Below are 21,367 nucleotides of genomic sequence, written 5' to 3' on the forward strand. Positions count from 1 at the left end.
GGGGTTGGTTTCTCGCACTTTCCCGGGAAAGTGCGAGACAGGGAAAACAGGGAGCAGCAGTGAAGCAGGTCGTACAGAACTACAAGAGTGGCGAGCTGACGCTCATCGATGTTCCTGAGCCCGCGTGCAAGCCGGGTGGGGTGCTGGTGCGCACAGACTTCTCGCTGATCTCCACCGGGACCGAGATGATGAAGGTCTCCGAGGCGAGCATGTCCATGCTGGGCAAGGCGAAGGCCCGGCCGGACCAGGTCGCCAAGGTCATGCAGAGCGTGGCGGGCAACGGTCTCGCGGCGACCTACCGGAAGGTGAACAACAAGCTCGACTCCTACACCCCCCTCGGCTACTCCCTGTGTGGCGTGGTGGAGGAGGTCGGCGCCGGTGCCGACGTGTCCGTCGGCGATATCGTCGCGTGCGCGGGAAACGAACACGCGCTGCACGCCGAGCTGAACTGGGTGCCCCGCAACCTGTACTCGCGCGTTCCCGACGGGGTGGATCCCCGTCACGCCGCTTTCGGCACCGTCGGCGCGATCGCGATGCAGGGGGTCCGGCGTGGTGAGCCGCAGCTGGGGGAACTGGCGCTGGTCATCGGCCTCGGGCTGATCGGGCAGTTGGTCGTGCAGTTGCTGACCGCCGCGGGGGTCCGGGTGGTCGGTGTCGACCCGGACCCGGATCGGTGCGCGCTGGCCGAACGCCTCGGGGCGCTGGTCTGCAGCGCCCCCGGTTCGGGCGTGGTGGACTCGGCCGTCGGCGAGCTCTCCGGCGGTCACGGCGTCGATCAGGTGTACCTGGCGGCGGGCGGCAGCACCAACGAGCCGGTGGAGCTGGCCGCGCGGCTGAGCCGGGATCGCGGCGTGGTGGTGGACATCGGCAAGTGCACCCTCAACCTTCCGTGGAACGCCTACTACGAGAAGGAACTGGACGTCCGGTTCTCCCGCTCCTACGGCCCCGGCCGCTACGACCCCGGGTACGAGCTGGAGGGCCGAGACTACCCGATCGGCTATGTCCGGTGGACCGAACGGCGCAACCTGGAGTGCTTCCTCGACCTCGTCGCGGCGGGCCGGATCGACGTCGAGCCGCTGATCTCGCACGTCGCGGACTTCGCCGAGGCGGTGCGGACCTATCGGAGGCTCAACGATGGCGAGCTGAAAGCGGTGGCCGTGCTGTTCGACTACCCGCGGCAGACGGCGGCAGCCGAACCCGCTACCCGGGCTTCCGTGCGACTGCCGGTTCCCGCGTCGGCAACGGTGTCCAGGCCGGTCGCGGCGAAGCACTCGCCGGTGCGGATCGCGTTCGTCGGAGCGGGCAACTACGCCTCGTCGATGCTGCTGCCGCATCTGGCGGAGCGCAAGGATGTCGAGCTGCGCCAGGTGGTCACCACCTCGGCGCTGTCCGCCGCCAACGCACAGCGCAAGTTCGGCTTCGCCACCGCCGCCACCGACATCGACACGGTGCTCGCTGATTCCACTGTGGACGCTGTGTTCGTGGTGACCCGGCACAGTTCGCATGCCGAGCTGACGCGGCGCGCGCTGCTCGCGGGAAAGGCCGTGTTCGTCGAAAAGCCGCTGGCCCTCAGCGAGTCCGAACTGGACGATGTCCTGGCCGCTGTCGAGGAGTCCGGCAACGACCGGCTACAGGTCGGTTTCAACCGCCGCTTCGCGCCGCTGCTGCGCAGGGCCAAGGGCCGCTTCGGCAGGCGTGTGGGTCCGGCGACGGTGCGCTACCTGGTCAACGCGGGCCGGTTGGAGCAGGGCAGCTGGTACGGCAAGCAGGACACCGAGGGTTCCCGGTTCGCCGGTGAGGGCGGGCACTTCGTCGACACGGTCAGCTGGCTGCTCGACGGGGATCCGGTTTCGGTGTACGCCTGCGCCACTCCGGGACAGGACGACCTGCAGGTCATGCTGCGTTATCCGGACGGGTCCACGGCCACGATCACCTACGCCACCACCGGTGCCGCGAGCTTCCCGAAGGAGACCCTCGACGTGATCGCCGACGGCAAGGTGCTGAAGTTCGACGACTTCCAGCGTGCCGCGTTCTTCGGCCGAAAACGTTCGGCGAGTCCGAAACTTCCGCGGGGGCGGGACAAGGGCCAGCGTGCGGAACTCGACGCGTTCGTCGACGCGGTACGGACCGGCGGGCCGATGCCGGTGCCCGTCGCGTCGCTGGCCAGGACCACGCTCGCCACGCTCGCGGTGCGGACGAGTCTGGCCACGGGTGCGCCGGTCCGCCTCGACGCCCCTTCCGTCGCGGCGCCCACCGTCCCTGCGCTCGTCGGCAGCAGGACACCGCGATGATGTCGCCGGGGTGGTACCTGCGGCGCCTGTCCCGAATGGGACCGAGGGAGATCGCGGGTCGCGTGACCGACGTGGTGCGCAGGCACCGTTGGCGGTCCGTGGCCGACAATCCCGGTTTCGCGGGCACAGGCACGCCCTGGCTGGCGAACCTGCGGTTCACCGCCGTACTGGACTCGCGGGTCATGGCAGGCGCCCCCGCCGATGCGGCTGCGCGCCTGCTCGCCACGGCGGAGGAGCTGATGGACGGTCGGGCCGAGTATTTCGGCGTCGTCCGCGACGACCTGGTCTCCCCGGACTGGTCGCTGGATCCGCGCACCGGAAGGCGGGCACCCGCGGACGCCTACACCTTCGACATCCCGTACCGGGACGAGGAGGCAGTCGGTGACATCAAACAGATCTGGGAACCGTCACGGCACCAGCACCTGACGGTTCTCGCCGCGGCCTACGCACGCACCGGGGACGAGCGGTTCGCCGAGCGGGTGGCCGACCACCTCAAATCGTGGTGGGCGGCGAACCCGCCGCTGCGCGGGGTGCACTGGACCAGCGGGATCGAGCTGGGCATCCGGTTGCTGTCGTGGGTGTGGGTGCGCAGGCTGCTCGACGACTGGCCCGGTGCCGCGGGTCTGTTCGAGGAGAACCCCGAGGCGCTGCACCAGATCCGGCAACACCAGCGCTGGCTGGCGGCCTTCCCCAGCCGGGGCTCCTCGGCCAACAACCACGTCATCGCGGAGGCCGCGGGACAGCTCGCCGCCGCCTGCGCCTTCGACTGGTATCCCGAGTCGGCGCGGTGGCGGGCACAGGCGCTCAAGTCGCTGTACACGCAGTTGCGGAAGAACACGTTCGACTCCGGGCTGAACCGGGAACTCGCGACCGAGTACCACGGACTCGTCCTGGAGCTGGGAATGGCGGCGGCGGCCGAGGCCCACGCCGCCGGAGTCGAGGTTCCGCTGTCGATGTGGTCGGTGCTGCTGCGGATGACCGATGCCCTCGCCGCCGTCCTCGACTCGCGACTGCGGCCGCCCCGGCAGGGCGACGCCGACGACGGACACGGCCTGATCGTCGACGGCGCGGGCACGGACCGCTGGGGATCGCTGCTGGCGACAGGGGATGCCTGGTTCGGCAGGCTGAACTGGTGGCCGTCGGCACCGGAATCCGACATCCGCACCGCATTGCTGACCGGGCTCGCCACCGCGGTGCCGGTACCAGCGGCCGTCGGCCGACCGCTGCGCAGGCCCGACCACTTCGCCGACGCGGGGCTGACGATTCTGCGCAGCGCCGCGGGCGACCCGCGGGGGGAGATCTGGTGCCGGTGCGACGGCGGCCCGCACGGCTTCCTCTCGATCGCCGCGCACGCGCACGCCGACGCACTGTCGGTCGAGGTGCGCCACGACGGGATCGACATCCTCGCCGATCCCGGCACGTACTGCTACCACGGTGAACCGCGCTGGCGGGCGTACTTCCGGTCCACGCTCGGCCACAACACGCTGGAGCTGGAGGGGCAGAACCAGTCCACATCGGGCGGTCCGTTCCTGTGGACACGGCACGCCCGAAGCCGGGTGCTCGTCACGGAGCAGCCGCCGGAAGGGGTCGCCCGCTGGCGTGCCCAGCACAACGGCTACTCGCGCAGGCGGCGTGCCACGATCCACCGCCGTACCGTCGAGTTCGACACCGCGGAGCGCGAACTGCGCATCCTCGACGAGGTTCGCGAAGGCGGGCCGGAGTGCAGGCTCGCGTTCCACATCGGACCCCGGATTGAGGTGCAACTCGCCGGGACCACCGCCCGGCTCGGCTGGGTCCCCGTGGACGGTGGCGCGAGGCGGGAGGCCGTGCTCGAACTGCCGCCGACGCTGACCTGGTCGGCGCACCGCGGCGAGACGGATCCCCCGCTGGGCTGGTACTCGGCGGGCTTCGGCCGCAAGGTCCCCGCCTGCACGCTTGTCGGAACCGGCCGGACGAGCAAGGAAGAAACCGCAGCACTGGCAACCCTGTTGCGGTTCCAGGCATAGGCCCGCCCACCCGAGAAGAGACGACACCGTGCGCCGACCGAGAAGACACGCCACGCCGATGGCGGCGTTCGGTGCGCTGTCCCTGCTGGTGCTCACCGCGTGCTCGCCCCGGGAACCCGCGCCACGGACGCCCGAACCCGTCCGGATCGCCGCTGTCTGCGACGCGACCCAACCCGGCCCCGCACAGCCACCCGACGGTGCGGTAAGGGTGGACCCGGCCGTACCGGGTGATCTCATCGACAAGACCGAGGCCAGTCCGGCGGGCACCACTTTCTGGCTATCCGCGGGCGAGCATTCCCTCGGCACCGGCCGCTACTCGCAGGTCGCACCCAAGCAGGGCAACACCTATCTCGGCGCTCCCGGTGCCGTCCTCGAAGGCGGCCAGGTCAACCAGTACGCGTTCACGGGGGACGCGGCGGACGTCACGATCCGGCACCTCACGGTCCAGGGTTTCGTCCCGCCGCACAACGAGGGCGTGGTCAACCACGACTCCGCCGACGGCTGGGTGCTCGAACACAACACCATCCAGCACAACGGCGGTGCGGGGCTGATGGCAGGCGCCAGGCAGCAGGTCCGCGGCAACTGCCTGCGGGAGAACGGCCAGTACGGCATCAACGCCTACAAGGCAGGCAACACCATCACCGGCCTGGTGGTGGAGGGCAACGAGATCGTCGGGAACAACACCGACGACTGGGAGAGCCGGATCGAGGGCTGTGGCTGCACCGGCGGGGTGAAGTTCTGGGCGGTGAACGGCGCCGACGTCGTCGGCAACTGGGTGCACGACAACCGGGGCGTCGGGTTGTGGGGCGACACGAACAACAACGACTTCCTGATCGCCGGCAATCTGATCGAGCGCAACGACAGCACCGCGATCTTCTACGAGACCAGCTACAACGCGGTGATCCGGGACAACACCATCCGCGCCAACAACTGGGTGGAGGGCCGGACGTTCGCCGAACGGGGCGACAGTTTCCCCGCAGCGACGATCTACCTTTCCGAGTCGGGGGGCGAACCCCGGATCCCGGCCCGCACCGACAGGATCGAGATCGTCGGCAACGTCCTGGAGGACAACTGGTCGGGCATCACGCTGTGGGAGAACGCCGACCGGTTCTGCAACAGCCCGGCCAACACCTCCAGCGGTTCGTGCACACTGCTCGTCGACGACCCGGCCACATGTTCCGCGCCGGGGATCGAGACCGAGCCGCTGCTCAGCGACTGCCGCTGGAAGACCCAGCGCGTGGAGATCCACGGCAACCGCTTCACCCTCGACCCCGCCGTCGTCGGGTGCACGGTGAGCTGCGGCCGGATGGCACTGCTGTCGAACTTCGGCACCTACCCGGACTGGTCGCCCTATGTGGACGAGACCGTCCAGGAGTCGATCACCTTCGAGCAGGACAACCAGTGGCACGACAACACCTATGTCGGCCCGTGGAGCTTCATGCCCACCGACACCAGTCAGGTGCTCGAACCGGAGCAGTGGCAGACCCCGCCGTACCGGCAGGACCAGGGCAGCACCTTCGCTCCGAACGGGGGTGGCTGAGGTGAGCACGGACGACACCACGCACCGGCAGGGCGGGACCGTGACCGCCGTCGCGGCCGGCGGACGGGGAACCACACCGCGGCAGGTCGGGCTGATCTGGGCGTTGCTGGTCCTCAACACGCTCGGTTCCACCGGTGCCGTCACGGTGGTCCCGATCCCGCGCCTGGTCACCCAGGTGCTGACGATGGGCGCGCTGGTGCTCGCGTTCGGGCTGGCCCTGCTGATCAACACCCGGCTGCGGGTGCGACCGAGCGCCTACCTGCTCCTGCTCACCCTGATGGTCCTGGTCAGCGTGATCGCCAGCGCGAATCTGGAATCGGGCTTCGGCGCACTGTTCCGCTGTGCGCGCTTCGCGATGTTCGTCGGGACGCTGTGGCTGCTCACGAGATGGTGGGACGGCACGCTCACCTTCGTGCGGCACCACATCCGGGTGCTCGCCGTGGTGCTGCTCACCGTGGGACTGGGCGCGCTCATCTCCCCGGGACTGGCCTTCCCGGACAGCTACGGCGGCAGACTCGTCGGCGCGCTGTGGCCGCTGACGGCTCCGCAGGTCGGCCAGTACGCCGCGATCACGGCGGGCCTGACCCTGTTGCTCTGGCTCGCGCGGCGCACCGATGGCCGCAGCGCCGCGCTGATCGCCCTTCCGGCGATCGGCATGCTCCTGCTCAGCCACACGCGAACGGCCGCCGTCGGGCTCGTCGCCGCCCTGCTGGCAGGCGGCCTCTCCCTCACCCTGACCAGCGCCCGTGCCCGCAAGGTGTTCACCTGGGGCGTCGCCGTGGCCGGGGTCGCCGCCGTGGCGGCGGGCCCCGCGGTCCAGGCCTGGTTCCAGCGTGGCCAGACCGAGGAGAACTTCACCAACCTCACCGGCAGGGCGAAGGTGTGGGACGCCCTGCTGGCCGCACCCCGGACGACGAGTGAGTACGTGTTCGGCGTCGGCCTGACGGACAAGTCGTTCGACGGGCTCCCGATCGACAGCAGCTGGCTGGCGGTCTACCACGAACAGGGCTACCTGGGCGTCGCGATCCTGGTGGCCTTCCTGCTCACCCTGGTGGTGGTCGCGGCGCTGCGGCCGCCTTCGGTGTCGCGGTCCTGCGCGATCTTCCTGATCGTCTACTGCCTCACCACGTCCTACACGGAGGCCGGGCTCGGCGACGCCTCGCCGTACCTGCTGCACCTCGCCGTCGCCTGTGCCCTGCTGGCCCGGCCTGCGACTTCGGAAGTGGTGAGGGCATGAGCGACCGTCCGTTGCGGGTTCTCGTGGTGCACAACAGGTACCGCTCCGAGCAGCCGAGCGGGGAGAACAACGTCGTCGACCAGGAAACCGCGCTGCTGGCGGGCGCTGGCCATCGGGTCGAGTCGTTCGAGCGGCGCAGCGACGACATCGCCGCGATGTCCCTGTTCGGCAAGGCCACCGTCCCGGTGCGGGTGCCCTGGAACCCGGCGGTGCGCGCCGAACTCACCGCGCTGCTGCGGGCACGGCGACCGGACATCGTGCACATCCACAACACGTTCCCGCTGCTGTCGCCGTCGGTGCTGGCCGCCTGCGCCGACGCGGGCGTGCCCGCGGTCGCGACGCTGCACAACTACACGATGACCTGCGCGCCGGGCACGTTGTACCGCGACGGCAGGGTGTGCACGGACTGCGTCGGCGGCTCGCCGTTGCCGGCCGTCCGCAACGGCTGCTATCGCGGCTCCCGGCTCGCCACCGTGCCACTGGCGATCGGCATGGCCGCCAACCGCGAGCGCTGGTGGTCGGGAGTGGCCCGGTTCTTCTGCATTTCCGACGCGCAGCGGCAGATCCTCGTGCACGCGGGCATGCCGGAGCAGCGGCTGGCGGTGAAGCACAACTTCGTCACCGACCCCGGCGCGGTGCGCACCGGGCCCGGCGAGCACGTGCTCTACCTCGGCAGGCTCACCGAGGAGAAGGGCGTGCGACTGCTGATGACGGCGTGGGACGCGGTGCGCGACCGGTCGGCGCCGCGGGTGCCGCTCGTGCTGGCGGGCACCGGCCCGCTGGAGGACGAGGTGCGCCGGTGGGCCGACGGTCGCGCGGACGTGCGGTACCTGGGTCTGCGGGACAAGGCCGAGTGCCGGGAACTCGCCGCGCGAGCCATGGCGATGGTCGCGCCGTCGACCTGGCTGGAGACCTTCGGCCTCGTGGTCGTGGAGGCGATGGCGGCCGGTGTCCCGACCGTGGCCGCGGCGCACGGCGCGTTCGTCGAACTGGTGGCGGACGGCCGGACCGGTCTGCTGCACCGCCCCGGTGACCCGGTGGCGTTGGCGAACTGCCTGCGGCGGGTGCTGGTGGACCCGGCTGCCGCACGGGACATGGGCACCGCGGCCCGGCTGCGGTACGAGGAGGGCTTCACCCCCGCGGTGGGGCTGCGGCGGCTGATCGCGGGCTACGAGTCGGTGCTCAGCGAGGCCCCGGCGGAAACCGGCGGAGAGGCGGGCGGGCATGGCACGCAGACTGTGCGATGAGGACAACTATCCCGCCGCGCTCCTCGCGGTGGCCGGTTACGGGCTCGCGGAGGCGACGCGGCCGTTCCCGACTGCCGCGCTGGACGACGCGGCGTGGGACCGGCTGCTGGAGGCCGCCCGGACCCACCGGTTGATCGGCCAGCTGCGCGCCGCCGCCGATGCCGGGACGATGCCCGCCACGCGGGAGCAGACCGCGCGGGTGCGCACCGCGCACCGGTCGATCCTGCTGCGGGTGTTGTCGCTGGAGGCCGAACTGGTCGGCGTCGCGGAGCTGTTGGGCGCGGCCGGTGTCGAGTTCAGGGTGCTCAAGGGCAGCTCCTTCGCGCAGCTGGACTACCCGCAGACCGCGCTGCGCTCGTTCATCGACCTCGACATCCTGGTCCGCGCCGACGACATCGACCACGCGGTCGCGGCACTGACCGAAGCGGGCTTCGCGCGAACTCTCGCGCAACCCCGGCCGGGCTTCGATCGCAGGTTCGACAAGGGCACGACGCTGCGGAACCCGAAGGGTTTCGAACTGGATCTACATCGGACGTTCGTGCTCGGTCCGTGGGGTGTGCTGGTCGATCTGGCCGAGTTGTGGCGCGAGGGTGAGACGTTCGGGGTGGGTGGCCGGACACTGACCGCCCTGTCGCGGCCGAACCGGTTCCTGCACGCGTGTTATCACGCGGCACTCGGTGACTGGCCGCTGCGACTGGGCTCGCTGCGCGACGTCGCGCAGCTGCTGCCGCACACCGACGCCGAGGGCGCCGCGCTGATCGGGACGGCCGAGCGCTGGGGGGTGCGCGCGGTGGTGGCGGCCGCCGTCGCCGACGCCACCCGCCTGCTCGGCCTCGAACTGTCCTGCGCGTTCACCGAATGGGCGCGCACCTACGTGCCGAACCGGCAGGAGGAGGGCTGGCTGGCCCTGCACACGCACGCGCACAAGACCTTCGCCGCACAGGCGATCGCGACCGTCCCCGTGCTCCCGAGCCTGCGGGACAAGGCGGCCTACCTGCGCGCCCTCGTACTGCCGGACACCAGGTACACCGAGGGCAGGCACGCCTCCGCCCTCTCCCGCTTCCGCTTCGCACTCCGCGAAGCCCGCCGCGGCCGCGGCTGACTCGGCAGATCCCCGGCCCGAGTTTGCAGATCCGGGGCCCGACTTGGCACTTCCGGCGGCCGAGTTCGCAGTTCAGGCGCTCCGGGCCGCCCGGTCGGACGCCAGCCACGCCTGCTGCAGCAGTGCCATGGACGGCGCGTGCGGGGTGTGGGAGAGCCAGTTCGCCCGAAGTGCCTCCGGATCGACGAGCTCGGGATCGACTCCGCCGCCGGTCCAGCCGCGGGCGAACTCCCTGGCGTGTTCGGTGAAGACCGCGTTGGTGAAGACCGCCTTGGTGCCACGCTCGAACACCGCCTGGGGCAACAGGTCGTCGAACAGGTGACGCATCGTGGCGGTCCGGCCGCTCCAGCCCCAGAACCCCGCCGCCGTGGCCACCGAGACGACCAGCTCGGGCTCCGCGAACATCTGGACGTACTCGACGTCGATCTCGGCTCCCAGCACCCGGATCGATTCGTAGGACCGCCTCGCGCACCGCCTGATGGTGAACTGCCAGGCGTTCCTGCCCGCGTGCAGCGCGTACGCGGCGGCATCGGCGGCATCCCTGCGCGCCAGCAGCGCCTCGACCGGCGCACGCAGCCACGGACGCCGGTAGCGCTGCCGCAGCGCCGTGTGCGAGCGCGTCCGCGCCGGCGCCAATGCCCGCACGACGTCCTGGTAGACCCCCGGGCGCACGCGGCCTCGCGCCTTGATCGACTTGGTCAGCGGGGTGATGCGCTTGAGCCCGAAGAGTTCGTCACCGCCCTCCCCGGTCAGCAGCACGCCGCCCCGCGCGAGGTCCATCATCCGCCAGGTCGGGGCGAAGTTCGGCGACCACACGATGCCGTGCCTGCGCAGCAACGGCGCGGCGATCGGCCCGATGGGATCGTGTTCGTCGTGCACGGTCAGCGTGACGCGCTCGGCGATCCCGAGGTGGTCCAGCACTGCGTGCTGCCACTCGGCCTCGTTCGACTTCGGCGCGTCCGGATAGGTCAGCGTGACCGGAATCGGCAGGGGCAGCCCCTCCCGGCGGGCAGCCGCCACCGCGGCGGCCAGTACCACCGAGGAGTCCCGTCCGCCGGAGAACGCGACCAGGCACGGCGACCGCCGCAGATGCCGCACCAGGAGCCGGTCGAGCACGCGGCGAGGGCCGTCGCCAGCGGCGGAGGGGAACGGCACGTCGTCGTATCCGTTGACCCAGCCGCCCGCGATCTCCAACGGGTCCATTGCGTACACGCTCACGGGTTGCCTTTCCTGGTCCCGCATCCGTTCGGGCGGATATGCCCGCGGGGCCGTCGTCCATTTCCGGCCCCGCGGCACACCGTCAGGAGTAGTTGTCGTCGTCACCGAGAATGGGCAGGATCCAGGTGAGACTGTCGGCTTCCTTGCCGAACAAGTTCGCCTGAGTCAGCTCCGTGACCGATCCCAGCATGGAGATCTCCGGTGCCTCGTATGGCTTGCGCATGTACACCTCCTCACACGCATAGATCGGACAAGCTCGACCCTGAGACCGAAGGTGACTTCCCGTCACTTTCGGCCCCATTTTCGTAGAGAAAAAACACACGCGGGCGATCTGGCTGAGCACTGTTTCTTGTACAAGTCGGGTGATGCACAGTCGTTGGTTCATCTGCTGCTTGTGTCTCACCCGCATACGCCCGCCACGAGCCGGCCTCCGCAAGCTCCGGCCGCCTCCTGTCGGTCGCATTGTGCATAACCCTCACGGTAGTGGATTCGGGCATTCAGCCGATCTGTTACACCCGAACGCAATATTTACCAGTCGGTGACGCAACCGGTATCCCAGTGCTCAGATCGGTTCCGTTTTTCCGGAAGTCAGCCTGAACGCGGCTACGCTGCAGCAGTGCATCCGGTCAGAATCCTGAAGTCAGCGACGGCGACGCCGCGACTGATCGTGGCCGCGGCCGGAGAGGTGGGCCGGGCCGACCGGGCAGGCGCCCTGGTCGCCTCGGTCTACCAGGTCATCGGGGCGGGATCGGCGCTCGGCGTGGTCGCGGCGGGCAAACTGACCTTCGACGCGCTGCTCACCCCGGAACAGGCCGCGCTCGGCCTGACACCGTCGATTCTGCTGCTGGCTCTGATGACCGCACTGTCCGGTTCGATCGGTCCACTACAGACCCAGCAGCACCGGCTGCTCGGCGAACGTGTCTCCCAGCGCGTCTGGGACAGGGTGCTCGACACCACCGCGAGAGCGGACCTCGTCACCTACGAGTCGTCCGGCTTCGCGACCGCGCTCGAACGGGTCCAGCAGCACGCGCTGACCCGGCCGTTCGCGGTCACCACGTCCCTGCTCGGCCTCTCCGGCAGCCTTCTCGGGGTCGGAGCCATGTCCGCCGTGCTGATCGGCGTCGAGCCCCTGCTGGTGCCGATCCTGCTCGCCGCGGGCCTGCCCGCGGTCCTGCTGTCCCGTTGGGCCAGCCGCACGGAGTTCTCGTTCGCGCACCGGCTCACCGGGCTGTTCCGGCGCCGCAACTACCTGCGGCAACTGCTGACGCAGCGACCGTTCGCCGCCGAACTGCGCGCCTTCGACTCCACCGGACCGTTGCGACGCAGGCACCAGGCAGGCAACGACGAGATCAACTCCGCGCTGCGCAAGCAGGTGCGCCGCAGGCAGCTGATCGCCACGCTGACCACCCTCGGCGTGGCGGCAGCCCTCACCGGTGCGCTGCTGGCCATCATCGAACTGGTCGAAAGGGGCCGGATCGGCCTCGCGGAGGCGGGCGCGGCCGCGATCGCCGTGCGCCTGCTCAGCGGCCAGCTGACCACCTTCTTCAGGTCGATCGGCGGGCTGCTCGAATCGGCGCCGTTCCTCGCCGACCTCGAGCGTTTCGTGGCCTCGGGCCCACCGGCTCCGCCGAAGGGGAACAAGCGTGCGCTCGCCGAGGGTGTGCGGCTGGACGGCGTCAGCTTCCGGTATCCGGGACAGGACCGCAGCGCGGTCGACTCGGTGGACATCGAGATCCACGCAGGCGAGGTCGTCGCCCTGGTCGGCGAGAACGGATCGGGCAAGACCACGCTCGCCAAGATCGTGGCCGGGCTGTACGAGCCCGAGGAGGGCACCCGGCACTGGGACGGCTCCGCTGTGCCCGCCCCGGACGTGCGGGCCTCGACCACGGTCATCTTCCAGGACTTCGTCCGCTACCAGATGACCCTGCGCGAGAACATCGTCATCAGCGACGGTTCCCGGTCAGCGGACACCGAAGCCGAGAACGACCGAGCCGTCGAAGCGGCCAGGCAGGCGGGCGTACTCGGCGCGGCCCGGCGGCTGGCCGACGGCATGGACACCATGCTGGGCCGCGATCTGGACGAGGGGGTCGACCTCTCCGGTGGCCAGTGGCAGCGAGTCGCACTCGCCAGGGCGTTGTACCGGGACACCCCGCTGGTGGTGCTCGACGAGCCCGCGGCAGCGCTCGACCCGCGCGCCGAGCACGAGTTGTTCGCCGACGTCCGCGCCACCCTCGGCGGCCGCGCTGCGCTGCTGATCTCGCACCGCTTCTCCAGCACCCGAATGGCCGACCGGATCTACGTGATGGACGACGGCCGGGTGGTGGAGTGCGGCACCCACGACGAGCTGATGGCCAGTGCGGGACAGTACGCGGAGTTGTACCGGCTCCAGTCGGCCGCCTACCGCTGACCCGTCCCCCTCGCATTTTCCCGGGAAAGTGCGCGACATGGCGACCCCGTTCCCAGGTCAGCGCCACCCACCCTCGCACTTTCCCGGGAAAGTGCGCTACCTGCTCAGGGGTACGGCGGGTGAGCGCACGGCATCCAGCAATCCGGTGAGCACCTCCGGCCGGAACGGCGGCCCCCAGGGGATCACCGCCTCGGCGACGGGCACCCGCTCGACCAGATCCGCCAGTGCCTGGAACGAGTCGCCCATCGTCGCCGGATCGCGCCAGCCGAGCACCCTGGGGAACTGGCTCAACCGCAGCAGGGCCCGCGCCGGGCTCAGCCGGTGCACCCCGACCTCGACGGCCTCCCGGCTCGGCCGGGGCACCACGCACGCCGCCAGCGGCAACGGGCCGTCCGCGACAGCGGCAGGTCGCAGTGACAGCCGCCCGTCGGCGGTCGGGCGCGCGGCACCCGCCGGGGCGCTGTCGGCGAGTTCCCTGGCTGCCGCCCGCAGCCGATTCTCGGTGCTGCCCGGGTACACGCGAGCGGCCGCCGCGCCGATGACGTCGACGCGCAGTACGTCGTCGGCCACCAGCGCGCATCCCGTGCCGCACAACGCGGCGGCGAGAGTCGACTTGCCCATTCCGGACGCCCCGACGAACGCCAGCGCGCGGCCGTCCAGCTGGACGGCGCTGGCGTGCAGCACCAGGTGGCCGCGCAGGGTGAGGTGCACGGCGAGCAGGGCACCCGCGGCCAGCACGGGCAGCAGGCCGCGGTCGGCAGCGGGGTCCCAGTGCGCGCTGACCCTGGCCAGCTCGTGATCGCCGACGAAGTCGCAGACGCCCGGATACCGCAGGATCGTGTGGTCGTCCCGCCGGACCAGGGTGTAGAAAACGGTGCCGTTCCGACGGTTCAGCGCGGCGAGCAACTCACCTTCGGGTCGTTCCTCCGGCACCGGCGCGTCCTCGCCGACGCGGAGCACGAAGTCCGGTCTCCCCGCGGGGGGTGGTGCCGGGGACAGCGGGAGTTCGGCTTCGCTACTGACGGCGAGGCCGTGCGCGCGGTAGTGGAACGCCATCGCGGCCGTCACCGGCGCGCCGAGCCCAGCGCCGCGTACGCCGAGGCCGCGGGATCGAGGGAGGCCCCGTCGATCTCCAGCCAGGAATGGGCCGAGAACTCACCGTTCGCGTCCCGCCGCACCCCGATACGCAACACGGGGCCGAGGTTGCGCAGCCGGTAGCCGATCAGCAGGCACCGGCGCAGGCAGGTGTCCCCCGCTGGCCAGCGCGACACGACGAAACACGCCACTCCGACGGTGGGGCGGGTCCTGCGCGGCAGCACCGCGTGCCGCGCGGCGGCCGGTGCCGCGCTCGTCAGGTCCCAGCCCACCCCCAGCCTGCGGCACGTCGTCGGCAGGTCACTGGTGCGCAGGCTGATCTCGATCAACATCATCGCGGAAACGGCGAGGAGCAGCTCCAGGACGAGCCGGACGCGCCTGCGCGGTGTCATGTCAGTGCAGGAGTTCGGCATCGCGAAGCCGGTCCAGGAAGAGCTCGATGTCCCGCCGGGCGACGGCCGGCTCGACCTCGTACTCCGCGATGATGGTTTCGACGAGTTCGTCGACGGAGGTGTCCTCGGCGAGCAGTTCGAACACCCTGGTGCCCACCCCGGTGATGGTGAAGTAGCGGGAGGTCGGCAGGTTGAGAATGATCGTTTCGTCCCCGATGGTGCGGGCGGAGACTTCGGCAGTTCGCAGGCGCATGGTCCGGTGTCCCTCTCTCTCCGCTGCTTGCCGGTGAATTCGCTGGTGAGCGCCCTCGTGTTACGCCGAACGGCCTTCTACACCGAAACGAAACCAAGGCCTGCGCCGATTCCGGAGAGGTGAAGCTCTCGTGATCAGTCCTCCCGTCGACAGCCTGCCCGCATCGCCCGCCGTTCCGGCTCCGCTGCGCCTGCCGCTCGGCCTGCTGGCCACGCTCGCCGCACTGGCGATGCTCACCCTCGGCCTCTACTACTCCGGGCACAGCTCCCCCGGAGACCTCGACCGGACCCTCATGTCCGCGGCCGGTGAACCCGCGGAGCCAGCCCGGACGCTGGCGTTGTTCGTCGACTTCGGTGGCGAACCGGTCGGCGCGGTGATCCTGGTGACCGTCCTCGGCGTGCTCTGCCTCGCGCTGCGCCGCGTCCGGCTCGCCGTGCTCGCACTGGCCGGTCCGGCGTTGACGGTCATCGCGACCACCCTGCTCAAGCCGGTGTTCGGCCGCACCATCAACGGCGAGCACCTGTCCTACCCGAGCGGCCACACCGCCATGGCCGCCGCACTGGCGGTCGTCTTCCTGCTCCTGATCGTCCAGCTCTTCGAGATCTCCCGGATCCCGGGCACGGCACTGGTGCTCGCGGGCTCCGCGGTGGCGGGCGCGGAGATGGCGTGGTCGCAGGTCGCGCTGGGCGCGCACTACCCCACCGACACCATCGGCGGCTACTGCACCGCGCTCGCGGTCACCCCGCTGACGGCCCTGGCACTGGACCGCGTCGGTGTCAGCAGTCCGGCGCGCCGCCGGTGAACGAACTGCACGTGTCCTGACCGTAGGGCTCCGACCGCCACTGCTCGGGCGTCAGCGCCCGCGAGGTGTCGTGCGCCAGGAACCGCCATGGACCCGTGTAGGTGTTGCCGTGCCAGCGGTTGTCCTGGCCGAACGTGATCGCCTCGGCGACGCCGTGCCCGTGATAGGGCGACCAGTCGGGGTACGTGCCGTAGTTCGCCAGCACGGCCATCCGTCCACACAGGTCGCCGTCGCAGTCGACGCGGGCGGGGTCGAAACGGAACGTGTTGTCCCGGATGTCCACCCGCTGGGTCTTCCATCGGCAGTCGTCGTACAACGGGGCCGAGGCGATCCCGGGCCGCGTGCACGTCGCACGGGACTCCACCAGTTCCGTGCAGTAGCCGCTGGAGGTGTTGGCCGGGCTGTTGCAGAACCGGTCGGCGTTCTCCCACAGCGTGATGCCCGACCAGTTGTCCTCGAAGACGTTGCCGTGGATCTCGATCCGGTCGGTCCTGGCGGGCACCCGCGGCTCGCCGCCCGCTTCGGACAGGTACACCGTCCCCACCGGGAAGTTGTCGCCGCGCTCGGCGAACCTCGTGCCCTGCACCAGTGTGTTGCGACGGAAGGTGTTCTCCCGCAGGACGAGGTTGTAGCTGATCTCGTAGAAGACGGCCTCGGCCTCGTTGTCCTCGAAGAGGTTGCCCTCCACCAGGAAGTCGTTGTTGTTCGTGTCCGCCCACAGCCCGGCGCCGTGGTTGTGGTGGATCCAGTTGTCCCTGATGTCGGCGCCGTCGACGGCCCAGAATTTCATCGCACCGCTGCAGCCGCAGCCGGGCACCTTGGTCTCCCAGTCATCTGTGTTGTTGCCCGAGATCTCGTTGGCCTCGACGACCAGATCCGTGATGGTGTCGCCCTCCTGGTAGGCGTTGATGCCGTACTGACCGTTCTCCCGCAGGCAGTTGTGCCGGATCACCTGCCGAGCCCCCGCCATCAGTGCCGCGCCCCGGTTGTGCTGGATGGTGCTGTTCCGGATCACCCAGCCGTCGCCGGAGTCGTGATTGACCACGCCCTGGTCCTGTGGTGCGACGAACCCCTGGATGGTGAGGCCGTCGATGACCACGTTCTCCGCGCGCTGGGTGAACGCGAACCGGTTGAGCCCGCGGCCGTCCAGCACCGCACCGGGTGCGCCGAGGTAGACGTTGCCGTCCTTCGGGATCACCTGGCCGAACTCGTCGTCGCCGAGGGTGTGCGTTCCGGGTGCGAGCCAGAACGTGGTTCCCGCCGGGCCGGCCGCGGTCTTGGCGTGCAGGTCGTTGTCCACCTCCGGCCGGACGGTCACAGCACCGGCGGGCGGGGTGCTGTGGTTCGCCGGCTGGTTGTCACAGGGAGCCGTGGGGCCGGGGCCGTCCGCCACGGCCGCAGGAGGCGAGACCAGTACCGTCTGCACCACGCACAGGGCGACGAGGACGGCAGCACATCTTCTGACCATTCTGGACAATCTACGCAGGTTCGCTCTGCGTGGACGTCACCCGAAAGCGTTGACCAGGAGGGCTATGCACAACTCGGTTGACGGGGGTCGCCCCCCGCTCCGGCAATCTTCTTCCACCGACATGGGGCGCTCGCGGCGACCGAGTGCAGGTGACACGCACGGCAGGCGCACCTACGTGTGTGCATAACACTCCTTCGCCCCAAGTCAGGAGATGTTAGGAAAAGCGGCGAAAGACCGGCCGTACCGGCCTGCCTCCGGTCCACGCCAAGGGATCCTCCGCGTCCAGCGCCTTGCGGTACGTCGCGCAGGCCTGCGCGACCACCTCCACCGTCCGGTCGATGTCCTCCTCGCTCAGCGCGCTGCTGACCACGAAGGACGGACCGAGGACACCACCGGCTACGAGCTGGCGCAGGAAAAGGGTGCGGTACTCCTGCGAGGGCCGCAGTTCTCCGTCCAACGTGGCGAAGACCAGGTTGGACGCCCGGCCGCGGACAACGACGTGCTCGCCGACGCCCATGCCGGCGGCGACCTCCCTGACCCCGGCGGCCAGCCGTTCACCGAGTGCGTGCAGGCGCGCCGTGATGCCTTCCTCCAGATAAGTCCGCAGGACCGCCATGGCCGCGGCCAGCGAGTGCGTTTCCGCGCCATGGGTCGTGGACAGCAGGAAAACCCGTTCCCTCGAATCCCGCAGACCGCCCTGTTCCAGCAGTGCCCGCCTGCCCGCCAAGGCCGAGACGGCGAACCCGTTGCCGAGCGCCTTGCCAAAGGTGGAGAGGTCGGGCACGACCCCGTACAGTCCCTGCGCACCCGCCTCGGACCAGCGGAACCCGGTGATCATCTCGTCGAAGATCAGCACACATCCGAAGCGGTCGGCCAGCGATCGCAGACCCGCCAGGTAGCCGGGCGGAGGCTCCTGCTGCCCTGCGGCCTCCAGCATCAGGCAGGCCACCTGACCATCGTGCTCGCGCAGCAGCGCCTCGGTGGCCGCCAGGTCGCCGTAGGGAAAGTTGACCGTGAGTTCCGTGGTCCGCCCGGGAATCCCCGCGGGCATCGGGGTGGTCCCGATGAACCAGTCGTCGGTGGAGAAGAACGGCTGGTCCCCGCAGATCGCCACCAGCGGGCGGCCGGTCGCCGCGCGGGCGAGCCGGACGGCGGCGGTGGTCACATCCGAACCGTTCTTCGCGAACTTCACCATCTCCGCGGTCGGCACGGTCGCCAGGAACTGTTCCGCCGCATCGAGTTCGAGGATGCTCGGGCGGACGAAGTTCGCGCCCCTTCCGAGTTCACGACGTACCGCTTCGAGCACCCTGGGGTGGGCGTGGCCCAGGCTGACCGACCGCAGTCCCGAGCCGTACTCGATATAGGAGTTGCCATCGATGTCCCATACGTGCGCCCCGTGCCCGTGGGAGATGACCGGCGCCATACCGTCGGGGTACTGGTCATCCCCTTTCGCGTAGGTGTGCGCACCGCCGGGGATCAGCTCGTGCAGGCGGGCGTTCGCCGCCGTCGAACGGGGCAGTGTCGAATCGGGACGGTCCGGGACCGTCATGGCGACACCTCGGCGGTGACGAATTCGCGCCGCAGCCGGTCCAGCACGTCCGCCAGGGAGGGCGCCTGCCTGTCCCGCTCCGACATCATCGAGACGGGCAGCGGCCACGGAATGGCGAGTTCTGGATCGGCCCAGGAGATCGTGACGTCCTCGGCGGGGTCGTGGGGTCTGTCGATCCGGTAGGACACGTCGGCTGGATCGGTCAGTGCCTGGAAGCCGTGGGCACAGCCTGCGGGGACATAGAGCGTGACCTGGGTCTGCCCGGACAGCTCGAAGTACTCCTTGTTGAGGTAGGTCGGCGAGTCCGGGCGCAGGTCGACGACGACGTCGAACACCTCGCCTGCCGAACAGCGCACGAGTTTCGCCTCCCCCGCACCTGATCGCAGGTGCATTCCGCGCAGTACCCCCAGGGCCGAGCGCGACAGCGAATCCTGCACGAAGCCGTCCGGGTCGATCCCCACCGACCGCACCACCTCCCGGTCGAAGGTGCGGGCGAAGAAGCCGCGCTCGTCGGCGTGCGGCGCGGGCTCGAAGAGATAGGCGCCCGCGATCGCCGGGACTTCGGTCACGTTCATCGTGCCTCCTCGACCTGGAAAGTTCCTTCGGTTCCGGGAAAGAGCCGCTCGCACAGGTCCCGAAACTGCCGCTCGAGTTCACGGGAGTACTCGGCGCCGCGCTCCAGCATTCCGCGCCGCAACTGCTCGCGCTGCTTCTCCAGCACATCGAGCTGCTTCATCAGCAGCTCGACGTCGACCGCCCGCGCGGACTGACAGAACTCGCCGAGACCCATGTCGATCATGATCTGGTCGCTTTTCGCCGAGTAGCTGATCGAGATCGTCGGCTTTCCGAGTTTCACGGCGCAGACGACGTTGTGATAGCGAGTGCCGACAACGGAGTCCACTGTGGTCATCTGCCGCATCAACTCCGGGAGCGAGGTCACCGGCTCCGCGATCACCCGGGCAGAGTCCGTTTCGGACCTGGTGCGACACACGTCGCCCAGGATCTCCGCCACGACCACCTCGTCCACCCGGTCGCCGGTGAACAACCGGACCCCGTGGCCCGCGTCCAGCAGCCGGTGCACGAACCGCACCATCGCGTCGGCGTAGTTCGAGCGGATCTCCCCCGCGTGTTCCCGGTCGTCGTTGCCACCATGGAAGTCCATGACGCCGACACCGATCGTCCCCGGCTCGGGAGACGTCGGCTCCGGTGCGGGTAGCGCGTACACGAGGTCGGGGTAGACCAGGTCCCGGGAGGTGTCCACACCCATCTCGCGCATGGCTTGCCGGGACAGTGCGTCGCGGAACGAGCGGTAGTAGGCCAGCCGCGCGGACGAGGTGGACAGCCACCGGGTGAGTCGCTGGCCGATGACGTTGGCGCCGACATTGACGAGGGCGACCCTTGTTCCGACCAACTTGCCCGACGCGCACAGCAGGAACAGAGCGTAGGGAAAACCCCATGGCCGCAACGGAAGCGTCGTCTCCAGCACGCCCATCCCCGGCACGATGACGACGTCGAAGCGCCGGGTCCAGCGCACTGTCCTGGCCAGGTCGGCGATCTTGCCGACGACCTTGAGCGCCGACGCCGCAATATTGGAAGTCGGCCGCGGCCGGGCGTCGTACCAGTGCAGCTGGGTGGCCGGAATCGCGAACCGGCGGGTCACCTCCTCCGGCTCCGGGCAGAGGCAGTCGAAAACCGCGTCCGGGTACTGCCCGCGCAGGTGACTGAGAACGGCGTCGAGCGAACCGTCGTTACCCATGTTCCCCGAACCGAACAACCCGAACAGCCCGATTCTCGGTCCGGTCACGAGGTCCGCCTGTGCCTGCCGGGGACGACCGCGTCCACCGTCCCCGACAGGGAGTCGAGCTCGGCGGGGGCAGCGGGTTCGGGCACCGCGTCCCTTCGCCACGGCACGGCCCTGCTCACCAGCCACTGCGCGAGGTAGCGGTAGCACTCGCGACGCTGCGCCGAGGTCAGCGGCGCTCGCCGGATCGTGCCGATGAATCCGAGCACGTACTCACCGAGCAGCCGGACGGTCGGGTGCCGGACCGGGTCCGCCCGCCGGGGGTCGAGGTTGGCACAGCGGCTGCGTTTGGTCGGATTCGCGCGCTCGGCCCGGGTGGGGTGATCGCGGCGGAAATACAGGAGTTCGGGGACCTGGTGGAACCGGCCGTGCAGCGCGATCTCGGCGACGATCGTCCGGTCGGCGTGGTGGTAGCTGTCGTGCGGTGCGACCCGGCGCAGTGCGTCCGCGCGAATGACCCCGTAGAAGTCGTCGCCGCCCGGTGCGAAGAGCAGGCTCCGGAAGCGCTCCGGCGCGTGTGGTGAGTCAGTGGCCATGCTGTAGTCGAACGGCTCGGTCACCGCACCGGTGTTGTCGATGATGGCGTTCCAGGAGTGGGCGAGCACCACCTCCGGATCCGCGTCGAGCGTTTCGACACAGCGGCGCAACAGCTCCCGGCCGTACAGGTCGTCGTGGGAGGCCCACTTGAAGTACTCCCCCTTCGCCTCGGTGAAGACGAAGTTGTGGTTCGGTGCCGCCCCGATGTTCTTCGGCAGCCGGATATAGCGGATTCGGGAGTCCTCCTCGGCATACCGGCGGCAGATGCTCTCCGTCTCGTCGGTCGAGGCGTTGTCGGAGATGATCAGCTCGAAATCGCGGAAGCTCTGACCGAGCAGGGCGTCGAGCGCCTCGGCGAGGTACTCCGCTCCGTTGTAGACGGGGAGCCCGATACTCAGTCGCGGGACGTCGGTCATGGTGTC

18 protein-coding genes are annotated in these 21,367 nt (G+C 69.9%); 8 read left to right on the forward strand and 10 right to left on the reverse strand.

The genetic code is table 11. The features are described from left to right. The first annotated feature begins 59 nt into the window (after window positions 1–59). From BM199_RS06470 to BM199_RS06495, 6 genes are all read left to right on the forward strand, one after another. Window positions 60–2,291, forward strand: a complete 2,232-nt coding sequence (locus BM199_RS06470; RefSeq protein WP_091671119.1) for a bi-domain-containing oxidoreductase — start codon at window positions 60–62, stop codon at window positions 2,289–2,291. After that, on the forward strand, window positions 2,291–4,297 hold the full coding sequence (locus tag BM199_RS06475; protein WP_091671573.1) for an alginate lyase family protein: 2,007 nt from the start codon (window positions 2,291–2,293) through the stop codon (window positions 4,295–4,297). The genes BM199_RS06470 and BM199_RS06475 overlap by 1 nt, the downstream gene beginning before the upstream one ends. 58 nt (window positions 4,298–4,355) lie before the next feature. Continuing rightward, complete coding sequence (locus tag BM199_RS06480) at window positions 4,356–5,837, forward strand: right-handed parallel beta-helix repeat-containing protein (RefSeq protein ID WP_091671122.1); 1,482 nt, start codon at window positions 4,356–4,358, stop codon at window positions 5,835–5,837. A 91-nt stretch (window positions 5,838–5,928) separates the two neighbouring features. Continuing rightward, a complete protein-coding gene (locus BM199_RS06485; protein WP_425425506.1) occupies window positions 5,929–7,074 on the forward strand; it encodes an O-antigen ligase domain-containing protein in 1,146 nt (381 codons plus the stop codon). An 11-nt stretch (window positions 7,075–7,085) separates the two neighbouring features. After that, window positions 7,086–8,321 (forward strand): glycosyltransferase family 4 protein, encoded by a 1,236-nt coding sequence (locus BM199_RS06490; protein ID WP_091671576.1) that lies wholly within the window; start codon window positions 7,086–7,088, stop codon window positions 8,319–8,321. Then, window positions 8,299–9,423, forward strand: a complete 1,125-nt coding sequence (locus BM199_RS06495; protein ID WP_091671124.1) for a nucleotidyltransferase family protein — start codon at window positions 8,299–8,301, stop codon at window positions 9,421–9,423. The genes BM199_RS06490 and BM199_RS06495 overlap by 23 nt, the downstream gene beginning before the upstream one ends. 72 nt (window positions 9,424–9,495) lie before the next feature. Here BM199_RS06495 and BM199_RS06500 read toward each other — a convergent pair whose 3' ends face one another. Then, window positions 9,496–10,641 (reverse strand): asparagine synthase-related protein, encoded by a 1,146-nt coding sequence (locus BM199_RS06500; protein ID WP_245788194.1) that lies wholly within the window; start codon window positions 10,639–10,641, stop codon window positions 9,496–9,498. Between the two features lie 82 nt (window positions 10,642–10,723). After that, on the reverse strand, window positions 10,724–10,864 hold the full coding sequence (locus BM199_RS33765) for a hypothetical protein (protein ID WP_177242497.1): 141 nt from the start codon (window positions 10,862–10,864) through the stop codon (window positions 10,724–10,726). A gap of 393 nt (window positions 10,865–11,257) precedes the next feature. On the opposite strand from BM199_RS33765, the gene BM199_RS06505 reads away from it, so the two are divergent. Next, on the forward strand, window positions 11,258–13,048 hold the full coding sequence (locus BM199_RS06505; RefSeq protein WP_091671130.1) for an ABC transporter ATP-binding protein: 1,791 nt from the start codon (window positions 11,258–11,260) through the stop codon (window positions 13,046–13,048). 96 nt (window positions 13,049–13,144) lie between these two features. On the opposite strand, the gene BM199_RS06510 is transcribed toward BM199_RS06505, so the two are convergent. The 3 genes from BM199_RS06510 to BM199_RS06520 are packed head-to-tail and all read right to left on the reverse strand — an operon-like array spanning window position 13,145 to window position 14,788. Further along, entirely contained in the window at window positions 13,145–14,116 is a 972-nt protein-coding gene (locus BM199_RS06510) for a hypothetical protein (protein WP_245788195.1), read from the reverse strand. Beyond that, a complete protein-coding gene (locus tag BM199_RS06515; RefSeq protein WP_245788196.1) occupies window positions 14,113–14,535 on the reverse strand; it encodes a lasso peptide biosynthesis B2 protein in 423 nt (140 codons plus the stop codon). The genes BM199_RS06510 and BM199_RS06515 overlap by 4 nt, the downstream gene beginning before the upstream one ends. Before the next feature lies 1 nt (window position 14,536). After that, window positions 14,537–14,788 carry a PqqD family protein gene (locus BM199_RS06520; protein ID WP_091671135.1) on the reverse strand — a complete coding sequence of 84 codons (252 nt, stop codon included), beginning with the start codon at window positions 14,786–14,788 and terminating at the stop codon, window positions 14,537–14,539. A gap of 130 nt (window positions 14,789–14,918) precedes the next feature. Between BM199_RS06520 and BM199_RS06525 the strand changes: the two genes are divergently transcribed. Further along, the gene (locus tag BM199_RS06525) at window positions 14,919–15,590 is read left to right on the forward strand and encodes a phosphatase PAP2 family protein (RefSeq protein WP_245788197.1); all 672 of its coding nucleotides are present in this window, start codon (window positions 14,919–14,921) and stop codon (window positions 15,588–15,590) included. On the opposite strand, the gene BM199_RS06530 is transcribed toward BM199_RS06525, so the two are convergent. The 5 genes from BM199_RS06530 to BM199_RS06550 all read right to left on the reverse strand — a co-directional run bounded on the left by BM199_RS06530 (window position 15,565) and on the right by BM199_RS06550 (window position 21,361). Then, window positions 15,565–17,058 (reverse strand): right-handed parallel beta-helix repeat-containing protein, encoded by a 1,494-nt coding sequence (locus BM199_RS06530; RefSeq protein ID WP_091671138.1) that lies wholly within the window; start codon window positions 17,056–17,058, stop codon window positions 15,565–15,567. The two genes, BM199_RS06525 and BM199_RS06530, sit on opposite strands and share 26 nt — an antisense overlap. A gap of 214 nt (window positions 17,059–17,272) precedes the next feature. Next, entirely contained in the window at window positions 17,273–18,607 is a 1,335-nt protein-coding gene (locus BM199_RS06535) for a glutamate-1-semialdehyde 2,1-aminomutase (RefSeq protein WP_091671140.1), read from the reverse strand. Next, window positions 18,604–19,182: a dTDP-4-dehydrorhamnose 3,5-epimerase gene (gene rfbC, locus BM199_RS06540; RefSeq protein WP_091671143.1), complete on the reverse strand. Its 579-nt coding sequence runs from the start codon at window positions 19,180–19,182 to the stop codon at window positions 18,604–18,606. The genes BM199_RS06535 and rfbC overlap by 4 nt, the downstream gene beginning before the upstream one ends. Continuing rightward, window positions 19,179–20,411 carry a polysaccharide pyruvyl transferase family protein gene (locus BM199_RS06545; RefSeq protein ID WP_245788198.1) on the reverse strand — a complete coding sequence of 411 codons (1,233 nt, stop codon included), beginning with the start codon at window positions 20,409–20,411 and terminating at the stop codon, window positions 19,179–19,181. Before BM199_RS06545 ends, rfbC begins: the two co-directional genes overlap by 4 nt. Then, complete coding sequence (locus BM199_RS06550) at window positions 20,408–21,361, reverse strand: glycosyltransferase family 2 protein (protein ID WP_091671145.1); 954 nt, start codon at window positions 21,359–21,361, stop codon at window positions 20,408–20,410. The genes BM199_RS06545 and BM199_RS06550 overlap by 4 nt, the downstream gene beginning before the upstream one ends. Between the last annotated feature and the right edge of the window lie 6 nt (window positions 21,362–21,367).

The sequence above is a fragment of the Amycolatopsis marina genome (assembly GCF_900111885.1).
GTDB lineage: Bacteria > Actinomycetota > Actinomycetes > Mycobacteriales > Pseudonocardiaceae > Amycolatopsis > Amycolatopsis marina.

Coding starts and splice junctions, on each gene's coding strand:
- BM199_RS06475 (WP_091671573.1), top strand. CDS start 2,291: ATGTCGCCGGGGTGGTACCTGCGGCGCCTGTCCCGAATGGGACCGAGG.
- BM199_RS06480 (WP_091671122.1), top strand. CDS start 4,356: ATGGCGGCGTTCGGTGCGCTGTCCCTGCTGGTGCTCACCGCGTGCTCG.
- BM199_RS06495 (WP_091671124.1), top strand. CDS start 8,299: ATGGCACGCAGACTGTGCGATGAGGACAACTATCCCGCCGCGCTCCTC.
- BM199_RS33765 (WP_177242497.1), bottom strand. CDS start 10,864: ATGCGCAAGCCATACGAGGCACCGGAGATCTCCATGCTGGGATCGGTC.
- BM199_RS06515 (WP_245788196.1), bottom strand. CDS start 14,535: ATGACACCGCGCAGGCGCGTCCGGCTCGTCCTGGAGCTGCTCCTCGCC.
- BM199_RS06520 (WP_091671135.1), bottom strand. CDS start 14,788: ATGCGCCTGCGAACTGCCGAAGTCTCCGCCCGCACCATCGGGGACGAA.
- BM199_RS06530 (WP_091671138.1), bottom strand. CDS start 17,058: ATGGTCAGAAGATGTGCTGCCGTCCTCGTCGCCCTGTGCGTGGTGCAG.
- BM199_RS06535 (WP_091671140.1), bottom strand. CDS start 18,607: ATGACGGTCCCGGACCGTCCCGATTCGACACTGCCCCGTTCGACGGCG.
- rfbC (WP_091671143.1), bottom strand. CDS start 19,182: ATGAACGTGACCGAAGTCCCGGCGATCGCGGGCGCCTATCTCTTCGAG.
- BM199_RS06550 (WP_091671145.1), bottom strand. CDS start 21,361: ATGACCGACGTCCCGCGACTGAGTATCGGGCTCCCCGTCTACAACGGA.